We start from the raw sequence: 14,733 nt of genomic DNA on the forward strand, positions 1-14,733 counted from the left end.
CACGCGTGCGTCGGACGGGGACGGTCCCCGGAATGGCGGGCTTGAACACGCCGTTCGGGTGGGTACGGGTGGAAGGTCACCACCCCCACGCACCGCACGGACCGTAAGGGAGGGCGCGGCCATGGCAGTCGTGCTGTCGGACGAACTGAAGCAGCTCCTGGACACCAAGGTGTTCATCACCGTCGCCACCATCCAGCCGGACGGCGGCCCGCAGACCTCACCGGTCTGGGTGAAGCGCGACGGCGACGACGTGCTGTTCTCCACCACGCTCGGGCGGCGCAAGGAGAAGAACCTGCGCCGCGACCCCCGCATCAGCATCGTCGTGCAGCCCGCCGACCGCCCCTACCAGTACGCCGAGATCCGGGGCCGGGCCACCATCACGACCGAGGGCGGCCAGGAACTCATCGACGAGCTGTCGATGAAATACGTCGGGAAGCCGTACGGCGAGTTCAACCCGGGCTCGGCCCAGGAGGCCGACCGGGTCGTCATCCGCGTCACCCCCGACAAGGTCGTCGGGATGGGCCAGCTCGTCTGAGGGGGCGCCGGACGCCCGGGGCCCGTGGACGTTCGGGCCCCGGCGGCCCGCCCACCGGCCGCCGGGCCCCGTGGCCGTGAGCGCATGGGGAGCCGCCCGCGTCTACTACCCTTGACGGGTGACTCTTCGCCTGTACGACACCAGCGCCCGGCAGATCCGTGACTTCACCCCCCTCACCGAGGGCTGCGTCTCGATCTACCTGTGCGGCGCCACCGTGCAGGCCGCCCCGCACATCGGGCACATCCGTTCCGGGCTGAACTTCGACATCATGCGCCGCTGGTTCACCCACCGGGGCTACGACGTCACGTTCGTCCGCAACGTCACCGACATCGACGACAAGATCATCACGAAGTCGGCCGAGCAGGGACGCCCCTGGTGGGCGATCGGCTACGCGAACGAGCGCGCCTTCAACGACGGCTACGAGGCCCTCGGCTGCCTCCCGCCGACCTACGAGCCGCGCGCCACCGGGCACATCCCCGAGATGACCGCCATGATGGCCGCCCTCATCGACAGCGGCCACGCCTACGCCTCCGAGGGCAACGTCTACTTCGACGTGCGCTCCTACGACCGCTACCTGGCCCTGTCCAACCAGGACCTCGACCACCTCCTCCAGCCGTCCGCCGAGGGGGAGACCGGCAAGCGCGACCCCCGCGACTTCGCCATGTGGAAGGCGGCCAAGCCCGGCGAGCCGCAGTGGGACACCCCCTGGGGACCCGGCCGCCCCGGCTGGCACCTGGAGTGCTCGGCCATGGCCCACAAGTACCTCGGACCCGCCTTCGACATCCACGGCGGCGGCGTCGACCTCGTCTTCCCGCACCACGAGAACGAGATCGCCCAGTCCGCCGCCTACGGCGACGACTTCGCCACCTACTGGCTGCACAACGCCTGGGTGACGATGAGCGGCGAGAAGATGTCGAAGTCCCTCGGCAACTCCGTGCTCGTCTCCGAGATGGTCAAGCAGTGGCGCCCCATCGTGCTGCGCTACTACCTCGGCACCCCGCACTACCGCTCGACCATCGAGTACAGCGAGGACGCGCTGCGCGAGGCCGAGACGGCCTTCGCCCGCATCGAGGGCTTCATCCACCGGGCCGTCGAGCGGACGGGCCCGGTCGAGCCCGCCGCCGAGGTGCCCGCCGCCTTCGCCGAGGCCATGGACGAGGACTTCGGTGTGCCGCAGGCGCTCGCCGTCGTCCACACCACCGTCCGGCACGGCAACGCGGCCCTGACCGCCGACGACAAGGACACCGCCACCACCGCCCTCGCCGACCTGCGCGCCATGCTCGGCGTCCTCGGGCTCGACCCGCTGGACCCGCACTGGCACGGGGCCGGGCACGAGAGCGGCGAGCAGCTGCACGGCGTCGTCGACTCCCTGGTCCGCCTCGTCCTGGACCAGCGCCAGGCCGCCCGCGCCCGCAAGGACTACGCGACGGCCGACGCCATCCGCGACGAACTCTCCCGCGCCGGCCTCGTCATCGAGGACACCCCGCAGGGTCCGCGCTGGGAGCTCGGCGCGCCCTGACGTCCGCGCCGCACCCCTGAACTTCACGCAGTACCACCGGAAAGAAGGACCCCATGGCCGGCAACAGCCAGCGGCGCAACCGCCGCTCGTCCAACAAGAAGGGCGCGCAGGTCGGCAGTGGCGGCCAGCGGCGCCGGGGCCTGGAGGGCAAGGGCCCCACCCCGCCCGCCGAGATGCGCAAGGGCCACGCCAAGCAGCGCGCCGCGCAGGCCCGCGCCCGCCGCGCCACCGGCCGTCCCGCACCGCGCCGGGGCGGCCCCAAGGGCACGGCGGAGCTCGTCGTCGGGCGCAACCCCGTCTTCGAGGCGCTGCGCGACGGCGTCCCGGCCACGACGCTGTACGTCCAGCAGTACATCGACAGCGACGACCGGGTGCGCGACGCCCTCAAGCTCGCCGCCGACCGCGGCGGCATCCACCTGCTGGAGGCCCCCCGGGCCGAGCTGGACCGCATGACGAACGGGCTCAACCACCAGGGCCTCGTCCTCCAGGTGCCGCCCTACGACTACGCGCACCCCGAGGACCTCACCGCCGCCGCCCACGACGCCGGCGAGGACCCGCTGGTCGTCGCGCTGGACGGCGTCACCGACCCGCGCAACCTGGGCGCCGTCGTCCGGTCCGTCGCGGCGTTCGGCGGACACGGGGTCGTCGTCCCCGAGCGGCGCGCGGCCGGGATGACGGCAGGTGCCTGGAAGACGTCCGCCGGGACGGCCGCCCGGACCCCCGTCGCCCGCGCCACCAACCTCACCCGCGCCCTGCAGGGCTACCAGAAGGCCGGGCTCATGGTCGTCGGCCTCGCGGCGGACGGCGAGGCCGAGCTGACGGACCTGGACCTGCTCGACGGCCCGGTCGCCATCGTCATCGGCAGCGAGGGCAAGGGGCTCTCCCGGCTCGTCAGCGAGGCGTGCGACGTCCGCGTGCGCATCCCCATGCCCGGGGAGGCCGAGTCCCTCAACGCCGGAGTGGCCGCCGGCGTCGCCCTCTACGAGGCGTCCCGCCGCCGGACGGGCCGCCGCTGACCCCGGTCCGCGACCCGGCGGGGACGCCCTTGACGGGTCGCGGACAGATCGGCGGGGTCAAGGCAGTGTCCTAAAGGTCCGTCACTCGGTTAGATGAGTGTGGACACCAGAACACCCCGCACGCCCACCGGGGGAAGCCCGGGCGGCTACTTCGACGATGAGCCGATCCTCAGCTCCGTCAAGGTGCCGAGCGACCCGGCGCAGGTCATTGTCAACCACGTGAGCTTTCGGGTGAAGCTCGCCACGCCGCCCGAGCCGGGGAGCCTGGCCTCGGCGGACACCACCCGGATCCCGGCCGTCCCCGCCGTCGGAGCCACCGCCCCCCTCAGCCCGGCCGCCGCGCCCCCGTGGCGGGGAGCGGCCACACAACTCCCGGCGACGCCGCCGGGCCGCTGCTGGACGCCGTCCGACCCGGCGGCCTCAGCACCGTCCCACCCCAGGCGGACGGGCCGGACCGCCGCGCGGCCGTCACCACGCAGGTGCTGCCCCGCGTCACCCCGGACCTCACCATCCCGCCCGCCGTCGTCGCCCCCCGCACACCCGAGTCCGGTCGGCCGCCGCTGGACGACGTCCGCTCCGCCGACGGCGCCTGGGACACCCCGGCCCGGGGCACCGAAGCCTTCGACGCCGGCCGCTACGACCTCGCCCCGGACGGCCGCCACCCGTCCCGCGACGCGGGCGACCGCGCCCGGCACGCCTACTACCCCGGCCGCCGCATGAACCTCGGCGTCGTCCTGCTGCCGCTGCGGATCTTCCTCGGCTTCATCTCGGTCTACGCCGGGATGGGCAAGCTCACCGACCCCGTCTACTTCGACGGCGGTGCGCGCGGCTCCATGATGGGCTGGCTGAACTCCCTCGAACCGTGGGCCATCGCCGGGCCCCTCCACGGCTTCGCGCTCTCCCACCCCGTCGGCGCCGGCCTGACCGTCGCCTTCCTCCAGGTCCTCGTCGGCGTACTCACCGTCTTCGGCCTGTGGCAGCGCGTCGCCGCGTCCGTCGGCGCCCTGCTGTCGGCGGCGCTGCTGGTCACCGTCAGCTGGCGGACCGTCCCCGTCTACGACGCACCCGACATCATCTACCTCGCCGCCTGGTCCCCCCTCGTCATCGCGGGCGCCCCCGTGTACTCGCTCGACGCCCGGCTGACCGGCGAGGCGTGGCGGCGGCTCGGCCCCCGGGTCTCGCTGTGGGACCTGCGGCGGCGGGTCCTGCGCCGGGGCTCGCTCATGGCCGCCGTCATCGCCGGGTTCACCCTGCTCGTCGGCTCGCTGCTCGGCAGCGCCGTGCGCTCCGCCGAGGTCACCACCGTGCCCGAGCCGGGCGACCCCCTCCGCAACCACCTGCCCGGCTCGCCGCTCCCGCAGGACCCGGCGACACGGCCCAGCCAGGGCACGACCAGCGGCCCCACCGCCGGCCCCACCGCCGGGCCGACGGCCGGACCCAGCGCCGCGCCGAGCGAGGGGGCCGCCGCCCGGGAGACCGCCGGGACGGGCAGCGCCACCGAGCAGGGCGGTCCGACGCAGGACCAGACGGTGCAGGCGCCCCAGCCGCCGCCCGCCCCGGAGGCCCCCGCGCCCCCGCCGGCCCCGGAGCCTCCCGCCGACGACGGCGGCACCGGCTCCCCGGGGACGAACGGCGGCAGCACCGGCGGGCCGTCCGACCCCGGCGGGGACGACTCCTCCGGCGGCGCGTCCGGTGGCTCGGACGGCTCCTCCGGCGGCGGCGCACTCGGCGGCCTCCTGGGCTGACGGTCACGCCGGCCCCCGTCGAACCGGGGGCGCACGTCCACGCGGAAGGGGCGGGTCCCGAGATCCGGGTCCCGCCCCTTCGCCGTGCCCTCGCGTCGTGCGGGCTGTCCGGGCCGTCGGCGCTGTCCTGGCGGCCGGGCCGTCAGCGCGCCGGAGCCTCCCCGGCGGTCGGTGCGGAGGGCTCGTCCTCCGCCGAGGACGCCAGCTCCTTCGCCGCCTCCGACAGGTCCTTCGCGGTGTCGATGGCCCGCCAGTACGCCCCCTGCGGCAGCGGGTACCCCGCCAGCCGGCCCTCCCGCGCCAGCTGCGGGAACGTCGTCCGCTCGTGGTCGCCGCGCTCCGGCAGCAGCGCCGTGAACTCCGGCGCGCACACGTAGACGCCGGCGTTGACCTCGTACGTCGTGGGCGGTGCCTCGATGAAGTCGGTCACCCGCCCGAAGCCGTCCGTGCGCACCGCGCCCCAGGGGATGCGCGGCCGGGCCAGCGCCAGTGTCGCCACCGCCCCCCGCTCGTGGTGGAACGCGGCCATGTCGCGCAGCGGGAAGCGGGTCCAGATGTCACCGTTCGTCGCGTACCACGGCTCGTCCGCCCGGGGGAGCGCCTGCGCGGCGAACCGCAGGCCGCCGCCGCGCCCCAGCGGCTCCGGCTCCACGACCGTCGTCACCCGCAGCGGCCCGGCGCCCGGTTCCCCGCCGACCAGCGGCAGCTCCGCGGACGCCAGCCACTCCTGGAGCACCGAGGCCAGGTGGCCGCACGAGACGACGACGTCCGTGACGCCCTCGTGCGCCAGCCAGGACAGCTGAAAGCCGATGATCGGAGCCCCGGTCCCGGGGATCTCGATCATCGGCTTCGGCCGGTCGTCGGTGTAGGGCCGCAGCCGGGAGCCCTGGCCCCCGGCCAGGATCACCGCCTGCGTGGGATGAACGCGTGGGTCGTCTGCCATGCCCCGAACGCTATCGGGCCACGGCCGTCCGGCCCCGGCATCTCAGCGGAAGTCGGCCACGCCCGCGGCGAACGAGGTGTCGCACACCGGGCGCGCGAAGCGCTGCGCCCGCTGCGCCGATCCGTACTTCTGGACGGCGGCCTGCCCGAGCGCCCGCGCGATCTCCACACAGTGCTTGGCGAGCGAGGGCCGCTCGTCCACCGCGCGCTGGAGGCCGGAGAGGGCCACCCCCGGGTCCTCCTTCTGCAACTCCGTCAGCAGGCGGTCCCGCAGCACCTCGTGCGGGGCACGCTTCCTCGTCTCCTGACCGGACGACGCCCGCTCGGCCGAGGCCGTCAGGATCTGCGACTCGGACGGCGCACCCGACCACGGCACACGGGCCACGGCCAGCGTCCCGGACAGAACCAGAACGACCGGGAGGACAAGGGCGAGACTTCTGCCGATACGGCGCACTGCCTGATTCACTGGTGTCTTCCTCGCAACGGGTGTCCCCTGCGATGCCAGGGGCGGAACGGGCGCGCCCGCGAAGGGCACACCGTGTGATGGTAGCGAGGAGTAGCTGAATGACGACATTCTGTCACTCTGATGAGTGAACAAAAAGTGGTTTCGCGGGCAGCATGTTGACGTTGGGCGACGCAGACGCCCGGGAGCAGCCTCCCGTGGCGGACGGGAAGGGGGCCCGCCCTCCACGGGCGAGCCCCCTTTCCGTCATCCCGGAGGTGTCAGTCGCTGAGCCGGTCACCCGACGACGTCGCGAAGACGTGCGACTCGCCCGCGCGCGGCATCACGTGGATCTCCGAGCCCTTCTCCGGCACGCCCCGGCCGTTCACCCGCACGACGAGGTCCTTCGCCTCCCCGCCGACGTGCGCCGTGCCGTAGACGAACGCGTCCGCGCCCAGCTCCTCGACCACGTTCACCGTCACGGCGAGACCGGCCGGCTCGTCCTTGGACAGCCCCTGCGCACTGCCGTCCACGAGGTCGAAGTGCTCCGGGCGGACGCCGACCGTCACCGTCTTGTCGCCCTGCGAGGCGGCTCCCGCCACGGCCTCGCGCTCCACCGGAACCACGCTGTTGCCGAACTTCACGCCGCCGTCGGTGATCGGCACCTCCACCAGGTTCATGGCGGGGGAGCCGATGAAGCCCGCGACGAAGAGGTTCGCCGGCTTGTCGTACATGTGGCGCGGCGAGTCCACCTGCTGGAGCAGGCCGTCCTTGAGCACGGCCACCCGGTCGCCCATCGTCATGGCCTCGACCTGGTCGTGCGTGACGTAGACCGTCGTGATCCCCAGCCGCCGCTGGAGGCTCGCGATCTGCGTACGGGTCTGGACACGGAGCTTGGCGTCGAGGTTCGACAGCGGCTCGTCCATGAGGAAGACCTGCGGCTCGCGCACGATCGCGCGGCCCATCGCCACGCGCTGCCGCTGACCGCCGGAGAGCGCCTTCGGCTTGCGCTCCAGGTAGTCGGTGAGGTCGAGGATCTTGGCCGCGTCCTCCACCTTCTGCCGGATCTCCGCCTTCGGCACCCCCGCGATCTTGAGCGCGAAACCCATGTTCTGGGCGACGCTCATGTGCGGGTAGAGCGCGTAGTTCTGGAACACCATGGCGATGTCCCGGTCCTTCGGCGGCAGGTGGGTGACGTCCCGGTCACCGATGCGGATGGCGCCCGCGTTGACGTCCTCCAGTCCCGCGAGCATCCGCAGGGACGTGGACTTGCCGCAGCCCGAGGGGCCGACGAGGACGAGGAACTCGCCGTCCTCGATCTCGATGTCGAGCTGGTCGACGGCGGGCTTCTCGCTGCCCGGGTAGATCCGGGAAGCCTTGTCGTACGTGACCGTAGCCATGCTGTTGTGTCTCCTTCACCGGCAGGAACGTGCCGGACGATCCGAGTAAAGGGAGGTGTCGTCCACGGGAGTGTGAACGTTCCCGCGACGTTAACCCGCGCGCGTTCGATTTGTCAGCACCCGGCGAGCGGCGCAACCGACTCTTGACCTGCCCGGCGCGGCCCCGTCGCGCGGGCCCCGCACCGAGGGCGGGTGTGTCGGCCCGGGTGTGTAGAGTGGTCGCGATTTGTCTGCCGCCTTAGCTCAGCCTGGCTAGAGTCCCGGCCTTGTAATCCGGTGGTCGTCGGTTCGAATCCGACAGGCGGCTCTCTCCGCGCCGGGGAGGAGCATCGCTCCTCCCCGGCCGCACGTCCCCTCTCCGTCCTGTCGGCATCCCGCACGCCGACGCGGTTGTCGTATTTCATGCCTTTCGCTGGGCTTCCTGGTTCACCCTTCCGGCCCCCGTGCGTGTGCATAGGCTTGCAGCCGGTGATCGCCTCACGTCGCAGACCGCGAAGGGGAGCCGGTATGGCCGGAGCGATGAAGGATCTCGACCCGTCGACATCCGTGGCCGCGTTGCTGGGTACGAAGCTGCGGAAGCTACGGACGCGGGCCGGACTGACCCAGCGCGAGCTGGGCAAGAAGGTGTACGTCTCGCACAACCGGATCGCCCAGATCGAGCTGGGCACGGACCCGCCGAGCGAACAGCTGATCCAGGCCCTGGAGATCGCGCTCGACGCGCAGGGCGACCTGATGGACATCTGGCTGCTGATGCGCTGCTCGCCCCTACCTCAGTGGGTGGAGCGCTACGTGCAGCTCGAGTCCGAGGCGGTTCGCGTCTGCACGTACACGGGCATCGTTCCGGGCATGCTCCAGACGGAGTTGTACGCGCGCGAGGTCCTGCGGCTCGGGCGGCCCGCCACCACGGACCTGTGGTCGGAGCGCGTCCAGGCGCGACTTCGGCGACAGGCCCGCCTGGACGAGCGTGAAGCGCCCGTTCTGTGGAGCATTCTCGACGAGACGGTGTTGCGGCGACCGGTGGGCGGACCGGCTGTGATGTGCGAGCAACTCGGCCACATCCTTGCCATGGCCGAGCGACCGAAGGTCTACGTCCAGGTCATGCCGCTGTGCCACGTGCACCCGGCGATGAGTGGATCGGTGGAGCTTCTGACTCTGGGCGACGGCAGTCGTGTCGCCTACCTGGAAGGCCACGACTCAGGTGTGCTCGTGGAAGATTCGAACCCTGTCGCGGAGTACGCCCTGACGTACGATCTGCTCCGAGCCCAGGCTCTCCCGGTAGAGGAGTCCCTGGACGCGATCCGTGAGGCGATGAGGGGCTACTCATGCGAGCTGGTTCGGAGCGGTTGACGGCTGTCACCTGGCGCAAGAGCACCCACAGCAACGAGGCGGGCGGCTCGTGCCTGGAGGTCGCCGACGGGGTGGCCGGGGTCGTGCCGGTGCGGGACAGCAAGCGGTGTGCGGGGCCGGTGCTGGTGTTTCCGGCGGCCTCGTGGCACGCGTTCGTGGGAGTGATCGGGGACCGCTCCGCGTCGTAGTGGTGTCGTCACCCGGGTGGGGGCCGCGAGGGCGCGGGCGCCGGGCGGGGGCGGCACGGTGAGGGGGTGGACGGGAAGCGGAGTGTGCGGGCCGTGGCGGCCTGCGTGGTGCTGGGCCTCGTGGGCTGCGCGGGGTGTGCGGGCGGCGGACCCCGGTTGGAGGGGGTCGTCGTGGCGTCGCCGTCCGCCCGGGGGCCGCTGGACGGGCCGGCGGCCGAGGTGCAGGCGGCGGTCGCGCGGGTGTGGCCCCGGACGGCCGCGCTCTGGCCGGGCGTTGACCTCTCCGGGCACCACGTGCTGCTGACGGACGGCGAGCACGGCTGGCTGGTGGACGCGGTCGGGATGAGCCGCGTCGGGTCGGCGGAGCTGGAGCGTGCGGGGGTGGACGTCCCGGCGCCCGGTGGCGCGGAGCGGACGACGTGGCGCGGGGAGGCGGCGGTGGTCGTCCGACCGCCCGCCGGGGCGGCAGCGCAGGACGACCCCGTGGCGGCGGGGCTGGAGTTGTTCGCGCTGGCCACGCGGGCGGCGTTCGCGCCGCCCGGTGAGGACGTGTCGGAGGCGGCGGCCGGGGAGCGTGTCCGGGCGTATCCGCTGCAGGCGGAGCCGCGGGTCGTGCGGACGATGGTCCACGACAGTCTGCTGGCCGCCTACCGGCGACCGGGGGAGCGGGCCGAGCGGCTGGCGGCGGCGGCCTACTGGAACGAGCAGTGGCGGCGGCGGTTCCCGGCCGAGGCGAAGGGGTCGGCGGAGGCGGACCTGCGGGCGGGGGCCGCGGCGTACTTCGCGCGGTACGCGGTGGCGATGGCGACGGCGGACGATCCGGCGGAGCACCTGATGGCCACGTTGCGGCCGCTGGCCGGGGAGGCCGCCGGGGACCCCGCCGGGGAGGCGGGGGCGATCGGCACGGTGGCGCTGCTCAACGCCGACGCGCTCGGGCTGGGCGTCAAGGAGGGATTGCTGCGGAAGGGCGTGCCGCCGGTGGACGCGGTGCTGGCGGAGCTGGCGGACGTCGAGCCGGTGCGGCAGTCGGCGCCGGAGGCGGTGCGGGAGGACGTCGAGCGGTCGACGGCCGAGCGGAACGAGCGGCTGGGACGGGCGATCGGTCCGTTCACGCGCGCGATGGAGGACGAGCGCCGTCCGCTGCTGATGCTGCCCGCCGGGTCCGGGCGGGTGGTGGGGGAGGGGCTGTTCACGACGGAGGGGCTGCCGGTCGACGCGGTGGTGCCGGGTGGCCGGGGCCGGTTCGTCCTGGAGTCGGGGACGCTGGCGCTGGACGGCGTGACGGTGGCCCGGATGCCGGGGCCGGACGGCGGGGCGTACGTCGCGGTGCCGCTGGACGCGGACGGCGAGGGCGTGTCGCTGGCGGGCGAACAGCTGACGCTGGCCGGGGGCGGTCTGCGGGGGGCGGTCGACGTCCGGGTGGCGGAGGAGGGCGGTCGGCGGGTGCTGTACGCGCGGTGACGCGCCGGTTCCGGGACGGGTGTCCGCCGTCGACGTGTCACCCGAACGGGTGTCCTCGGCTGGGGGAACGGGGGCGGTCGGGTGACGGTGGGCGGCATGAGGCCGAGCAGGCTCGCACGGGCGGCGGCGGTGCTGCCGCTGGTGCTGCTGTTCACCTGGAGCGCCCCGCAGTGGCGGGAGGAGGCTCCGGAGCGGGAGGCGCGTGCGCCCGTGACGGGTCCGGCGGCCCCGAAGCCGGCGGTGGTGGGGCGGGAGGTGTGGCACGCGGACGAGGCGGCGGTGCGCGAGGAGCCGGCGTACACGCGTCCGGCGGAGGCGGTGTTCGTGCACCACACGAACCATCCGAACGGGTACGACTGCGAGCGGGACGTGCCGGGGATGCTGCGGGCGATGCAGCGGCAGCACATCGAGGGGCGCGGGTGGGACGACCTCGGCTACAACTTCGTCGTCGACCGGTGCGGCACCGTCTACGAGGGCCGGGCCGACAGCGAGCGGCGGACGGTGCTGGGGGCGCACACCAAGGGCTTCAACACGCGGAGCCTGGGGATCGCGGCGCTCGGCCGGTTCGGGGAGGGCGAGGAGGTGCCGCGTCCGATGCTGGAGGCGATCGCGGCGGTGGCGGCGTGGAAGCTGGGCCGGGAGGTGGACCCGAGGGGGCGGGTGCGGATGGAGTCGACGAACGACGCCAGCCGCTACCCGGAGGGGACGGACGTCACGCTGGACGTGATCGCGGGGCACCGGGACGGCTACGACACGGACTGCCCGGGGCAGGCGCTCTACGACGCGCTGCCCGAGCTGCGCGTCCTGGTGGCGCGGCTGCGCGACGACCACGCTGCGCAGGCGCAGGGGGAGTGACGCCCCGTCCCGGCGGCCGACGCGATGTCGGTGGGGCGCGGCAGGGTGGGGGTATGACGCCGCGTACCGGTCCGAAGCCGCCCCGCCCGCCCGCTGTCTCGCTGCCCGAGCTGCGTCCGCACGACGGGCCGCTGGAGCCGGAGGGGGACTACGACGGGGAATCCTTCACCTCCCTCGACCTCACCGGTGCCGACGCCCCCGGCGCCCGGTTCCTGGACTGCGCGCTGCGCGGCGTCACGCTGGACGAGGCGGGGCTGCGCGGGGCGCGGCTGACGGACTGCGTCCTCGACGGCGTCCGGGGGGTGGGCACCGACCTGGTGAACGCGCGGCTGCGGGACGTGGAGTGCGCCGATCCCCGGCTGGGCGGCGTGCTGGTGCACGGCGCGTCCCTGTCGCGGGTGCGGGTGCGCGGCGGCAAGCTGGACTACGTCAACCTGCGCGCGGCCACGCTGACCGACGTCACCTTCGAGGGGTGTGTGCTCGTGGAGCCGGATCTGGCGGGGGCGACGCTGACGCGGGTGGCGTTCCGGGACTGCGTCCTGCGGGACGTGGACCTGACGGGCGCGGTGCTCGCCGACGTGGACCTGCGCGGGGTGGCGGAGCTGTCGCTGGTGCGCGGGGTGGAGCGGCTGGCGGGGGCGACGATCACGCCGACGCAGCTGCTCGATCTGGCCCCCGCGTTCGCCGGGCACCTCGGCGTCCGGGTCGAGCCGTGACGCACGGGCCGGGTCGGGCGCGACGCACCCGGGGGTCGGGCGCGGCTCACACGCGGGGGAAGCGGGCCTGGAGGTCCCAGACGACGGGGTTGTCGCCGAGGTCGCCGTGCAGGTCGACGAGGTCGGCCACGAGGTCGTGGAGGAAGTCGCGGGCCTCGCGGCGCAGCTCGCCGTGGGAGAAGCTCAGCGGCGCCTCGTCCGGCGCCCAGTCGGCGGTGATCTGCACCCAGCCGAAGCGCCGCGTGAGGCGCAGCCGGTCGGCGGACTCGGTGAAGTCCAGCTCGGCGCGCTGGGGGCGGGACGCCCGGCTGCCGAGGGGGTCGCGGTCGAGCCGTTCCACGATGTCGCACAGGGCCCAGGCGAAGTCGAGCACCGGGACCCAGCCCCAGGCGGTGGCCAGCTCCCGGTCGGCGTCCACGTCGGCGAGGTAGACGTCGCCGCAGAACAGGTCGTGCCGCAGCGTCCGGACGTCGGCCTCGGCGTACCGCGTCTGCGGCGGGTCGGGGAAGCGTCGGGAGAGCGAGTAGCCCAGGTCGATCACCCGCCCATGCTCGCACGGCGCGCCCGGCCGCCGTCGTTCACCGGTTCGGGTGACGCGCCGCGGCGTCTCCCTGACGTGGCGTCATCGCGTCGGCCCGTCGTGTGCCCTGGCCCCGGACGGCGTGGGGCGGCCCGGTAGGTTCGCCGGGAGCCGACCACGGAGGGGGACCGCGATGACGGGGAACACGTACACGTTCGGGGCCGAGTGGGACGAGGAGCGGGCGCGGTTGGGGCGCCTCGCGCAGTTCTGGGCGGCGGCCACGGAGCGGGCGGTGCGCGCGGCGGGGGTGCGGCCGGGGGCGTCGTGCCTGGACGTGGGGGCGGGGGGTGGCGAGGTCAGCGCGTTGCTGTCCGGGCTGGTCGGGGAGCGCGGCCGGGTGGTGGCCCTGGACCGGGACGTGCGGCATCTGCGCGCGGCGGACCTGCCCGCCCAGGTCGAGGTCCGGGAGTACGACATCGTGGCGGACGGGCCGCCGGTGGGGGAGCGGTTCGACCTGGTGCACGCGCGGATGGTGCTCTCGCACCTGCCGGAGCGGGCGGAGGTGCTCGACCGGCTGGTGGAGCTGTGCGCGCCGGGCGGGTGCGTGCTGCTGTCGGAGTTCGACGTCGACCGCCCCGCGCCGCCGACCGCGCCGCGCACCCCTGCTGAAAGGTTTCAGCTGGTGCACGACGCGGTGGTGGCGGTGCTCGGCGGCCACGGCTGCGACGGCCGCTTCGGGCACTGGATGCCGTCGGCACTCGCCGCCCGGGGGCTGACGGAGGTGGACGCCGTCGTGGACGGCGGGGCGATCCGGGGCGGGACGCCCGCCGCGGAGTTCTACCGGCTCACCTTCCTCCGGTTGCGGGAGCCGATCCTGGCGCAGGGCCTCGCTCCGGCCGACGTGGTGGAGCGGGTGCTGACGGAGCTGACCGACCCCGACTTCGTCACCCTCTCCGTGCCGCTGGTGTCGGCGTGGGGTCGGCGGCCCGCTCCCGGGCCAGCCGGGCGTTCTGCCGGGTGAGCAGCAGCACCTCCTGGAGCAGGTCGACGCTGCCGCCGCCGCTGCCCACGGGGTACAGGCGCAGGTCCTCCCCGTAGGCCGCGCGGGCGATGCGCAGGTGGCGGCCGCGGAAGGTGGTGACGGTGCGCAGGAGGTCGACGAGCGCCGCCGCACCGGCCCGTACGGCGTCCCTGCGCGGGCCGTCCGCCGCCGTCAGCAGCCGGCCCACCGCCGAGGGTGCGCCGTGCCAGCCGGCGTGGAGCGCGCGCCAGCGCGGCAGCCCGTAGGGCACCGACTCCAGCACGAACTGCTCGTACTCGTCGACGCCCGCGTCGGACAGCCACACCACCTCGTCGACGAGCCACAGCGGCACCTGCGCCGCCGCCGGCCCGAGGTAGGGGAGGCCGTCGACGTTGAACTCCTCGAAGTAGGGGCGCATGGTGCGGGCGAAGAACTCCGGGCTGACGTCCGCGACCACCTGGTCGATGACGTCGACCATCACCGCGGTGTGCGCGCCGATCTCGCCGACGAGCGGGGCGAAGGCGGGCTGCCACGGCTCCGTGCGGCTCAGCTCCTCGCCCAGCTCCAGCGCGGCGTGCAGCCTCGGGAAAGCCTGCCGCACCGCGTCCTGGAGCACGTGCTCGGCGGCCTCGCCGGTGTAGGTGCGCCGCCGCTCGCCGGTCGGGTTCCACACGCAGTAGTGCAGCACCGTGTCGCGCGGCACCATGTCGGTGCGCCGGCCCAGCTCCCGCAGGACGGGGATCAGCTCCGGGACGACGCGGCCCGGCTGGACGCCGTGCCGCTTGACGGACCCGGCGACGATCCCCAGGTCCCGCATCGCGGCGAGGCACTCGTCGCGGGTGAACCCGCCGAGGCGGGCGGCGTCGGGCAGCAGCCCGCGCAGCGCCCCGGTGAGCGCGAACAGGTCGACCCGCGCGTTCATGTCCGGCAGCCGGGCGCAGACCGGGTCGGCGCGCAACGGGTCGGCCGTCCGGACGGCGCGTATCTGCTCGGCGGAGCCGTACGCGTCACTCGGTGTCCGCACGG

The 14,733-nt window shown here is 74.2% G+C and carries 14 protein-coding genes, 1 tRNA gene and 1 pseudogene; 11 read left to right on the forward strand and 5 right to left on the reverse strand.

Annotated features, from left to right (window positions below):
- Positions 1-121: 121 nt before the first annotated feature.
- From IF129_RS15215 to IF129_RS15230, 4 genes and pseudogenes are all read left to right on the forward strand, one after another.
- Positions 122-535, forward strand: coding sequence for a PPOX class F420-dependent oxidoreductase (locus tag IF129_RS15215; protein ID WP_191210198.1), 414 nt, complete (start codon positions 122-124; stop codon positions 533-535).
- 118 nt (positions 536-653) lie between these two features.
- A complete protein-coding gene (gene cysS / locus IF129_RS15220; RefSeq protein ID WP_191210199.1) occupies positions 654-2,054 on the forward strand; it encodes a cysteine--tRNA ligase in 1,401 nt (466 codons plus the stop codon).
- Between the two features lie 53 nt (positions 2,055-2,107).
- Positions 2,108-3,070 (forward strand): 23S rRNA (guanosine(2251)-2'-O)-methyltransferase RlmB, encoded by a 963-nt coding sequence (rlmB, locus tag IF129_RS15225; RefSeq protein WP_191210200.1) that lies wholly within the window; start codon positions 2,108-2,110, stop codon positions 3,068-3,070.
- 93 nt (positions 3,071-3,163) lie between these two features.
- Positions 3,164-4,815 (forward strand): annotated as a pseudogene (locus IF129_RS15230) (DoxX family membrane protein).
- 142 nt (positions 4,816-4,957) lie between these two features.
- On the opposite strand, the gene IF129_RS15235 reads toward IF129_RS15230, so the two are convergent.
- The 3 genes from IF129_RS15235 to IF129_RS15245 form a co-directional block, all read right to left on the reverse strand.
- Complete coding sequence (locus IF129_RS15235; protein WP_191210201.1) at positions 4,958-5,758, reverse strand: nucleotidyltransferase family protein; 801 nt, start codon at positions 5,756-5,758, stop codon at positions 4,958-4,960.
- A 42-nt stretch (positions 5,759-5,800) separates the two neighbouring features.
- Complete coding sequence (locus IF129_RS15240) at positions 5,801-6,223, reverse strand: hypothetical protein (protein WP_191210202.1); 423 nt, start codon at positions 6,221-6,223, stop codon at positions 5,801-5,803.
- Positions 6,224-6,480: 257 nt separating this feature from the next.
- On the reverse strand, positions 6,481-7,599 hold the full coding sequence (locus IF129_RS15245; protein WP_191210203.1) for an ABC transporter ATP-binding protein: 1,119 nt from the start codon (positions 7,597-7,599) through the stop codon (positions 6,481-6,483).
- A 232-nt stretch (positions 7,600-7,831) separates the two neighbouring features.
- On the opposite strand from IF129_RS15245, the gene IF129_RS15250 reads away from it, so the two are divergent.
- From IF129_RS15250 to IF129_RS15275, 6 genes are all read left to right on the forward strand, one after another.
- Positions 7,832-7,906: transfer RNA gene (locus IF129_RS15250), tRNA-Thr, on the forward strand.
- 200 nt (positions 7,907-8,106) lie between these two features.
- Positions 8,107-8,946, forward strand: coding sequence for a helix-turn-helix domain-containing protein (locus tag IF129_RS15255; protein ID WP_191210204.1), 840 nt, complete (start codon positions 8,107-8,109; stop codon positions 8,944-8,946).
- Positions 8,922-9,134 (forward strand): DUF397 domain-containing protein, encoded by a 213-nt coding sequence (locus tag IF129_RS15260; RefSeq protein ID WP_191210205.1) that lies wholly within the window; start codon positions 8,922-8,924, stop codon positions 9,132-9,134. Before IF129_RS15255 ends, IF129_RS15260 begins: the two co-directional genes overlap by 25 nt.
- A gap of 66 nt (positions 9,135-9,200) precedes the next feature.
- On the forward strand, positions 9,201-10,595 hold the full coding sequence (locus tag IF129_RS26765; protein ID WP_191210206.1) for a hypothetical protein: 1,395 nt from the start codon (positions 9,201-9,203) through the stop codon (positions 10,593-10,595).
- Between the two features lie 96 nt (positions 10,596-10,691).
- Positions 10,692-11,450 carry a peptidoglycan recognition protein family protein gene (locus tag IF129_RS15270; RefSeq protein ID WP_191210207.1) on the forward strand — a complete coding sequence of 253 codons (759 nt, stop codon included), beginning with the start codon at positions 10,692-10,694 and terminating at the stop codon, positions 11,448-11,450.
- Between the two features lie 53 nt (positions 11,451-11,503).
- Complete coding sequence (locus IF129_RS15275) at positions 11,504-12,166, forward strand: pentapeptide repeat-containing protein (RefSeq protein WP_191210208.1); 663 nt, start codon at positions 11,504-11,506, stop codon at positions 12,164-12,166.
- 46 nt (positions 12,167-12,212) lie between these two features.
- Here the strand turns inward: IF129_RS15275 and IF129_RS15280 are convergent, their stop codons facing one another.
- Entirely contained in the window at positions 12,213-12,707 is a 495-nt protein-coding gene (locus tag IF129_RS15280; RefSeq protein WP_191210209.1) for a hypothetical protein, read from the reverse strand.
- Between the two features lie 172 nt (positions 12,708-12,879).
- Between IF129_RS15280 and IF129_RS15285 the strand changes: the two genes are divergently transcribed.
- Entirely contained in the window at positions 12,880-13,707 is an 828-nt protein-coding gene (locus tag IF129_RS15285; RefSeq protein WP_191210210.1) for a class I SAM-dependent methyltransferase, read from the forward strand.
- Here IF129_RS15285 and IF129_RS15290 read toward each other — a convergent pair.
- Positions 13,631-14,731: a monodechloroaminopyrrolnitrin synthase PrnB family protein gene (locus IF129_RS15290; RefSeq protein ID WP_318153758.1), complete on the reverse strand. Its 1,101-nt coding sequence runs from the start codon at positions 14,729-14,731 to the stop codon at positions 13,631-13,633. The two genes, IF129_RS15285 and IF129_RS15290, sit on opposite strands and share 77 nt — an antisense overlap.
- Positions 14,732-14,733: the final 2 nt, after the last annotated feature.

Source organism: Streptomyces chumphonensis (genome assembly GCF_014779715.1).
Classification (GTDB): domain Bacteria; phylum Actinomycetota; class Actinomycetes; order Streptomycetales; family Streptomycetaceae; genus Streptomyces; species Streptomyces chumphonensis.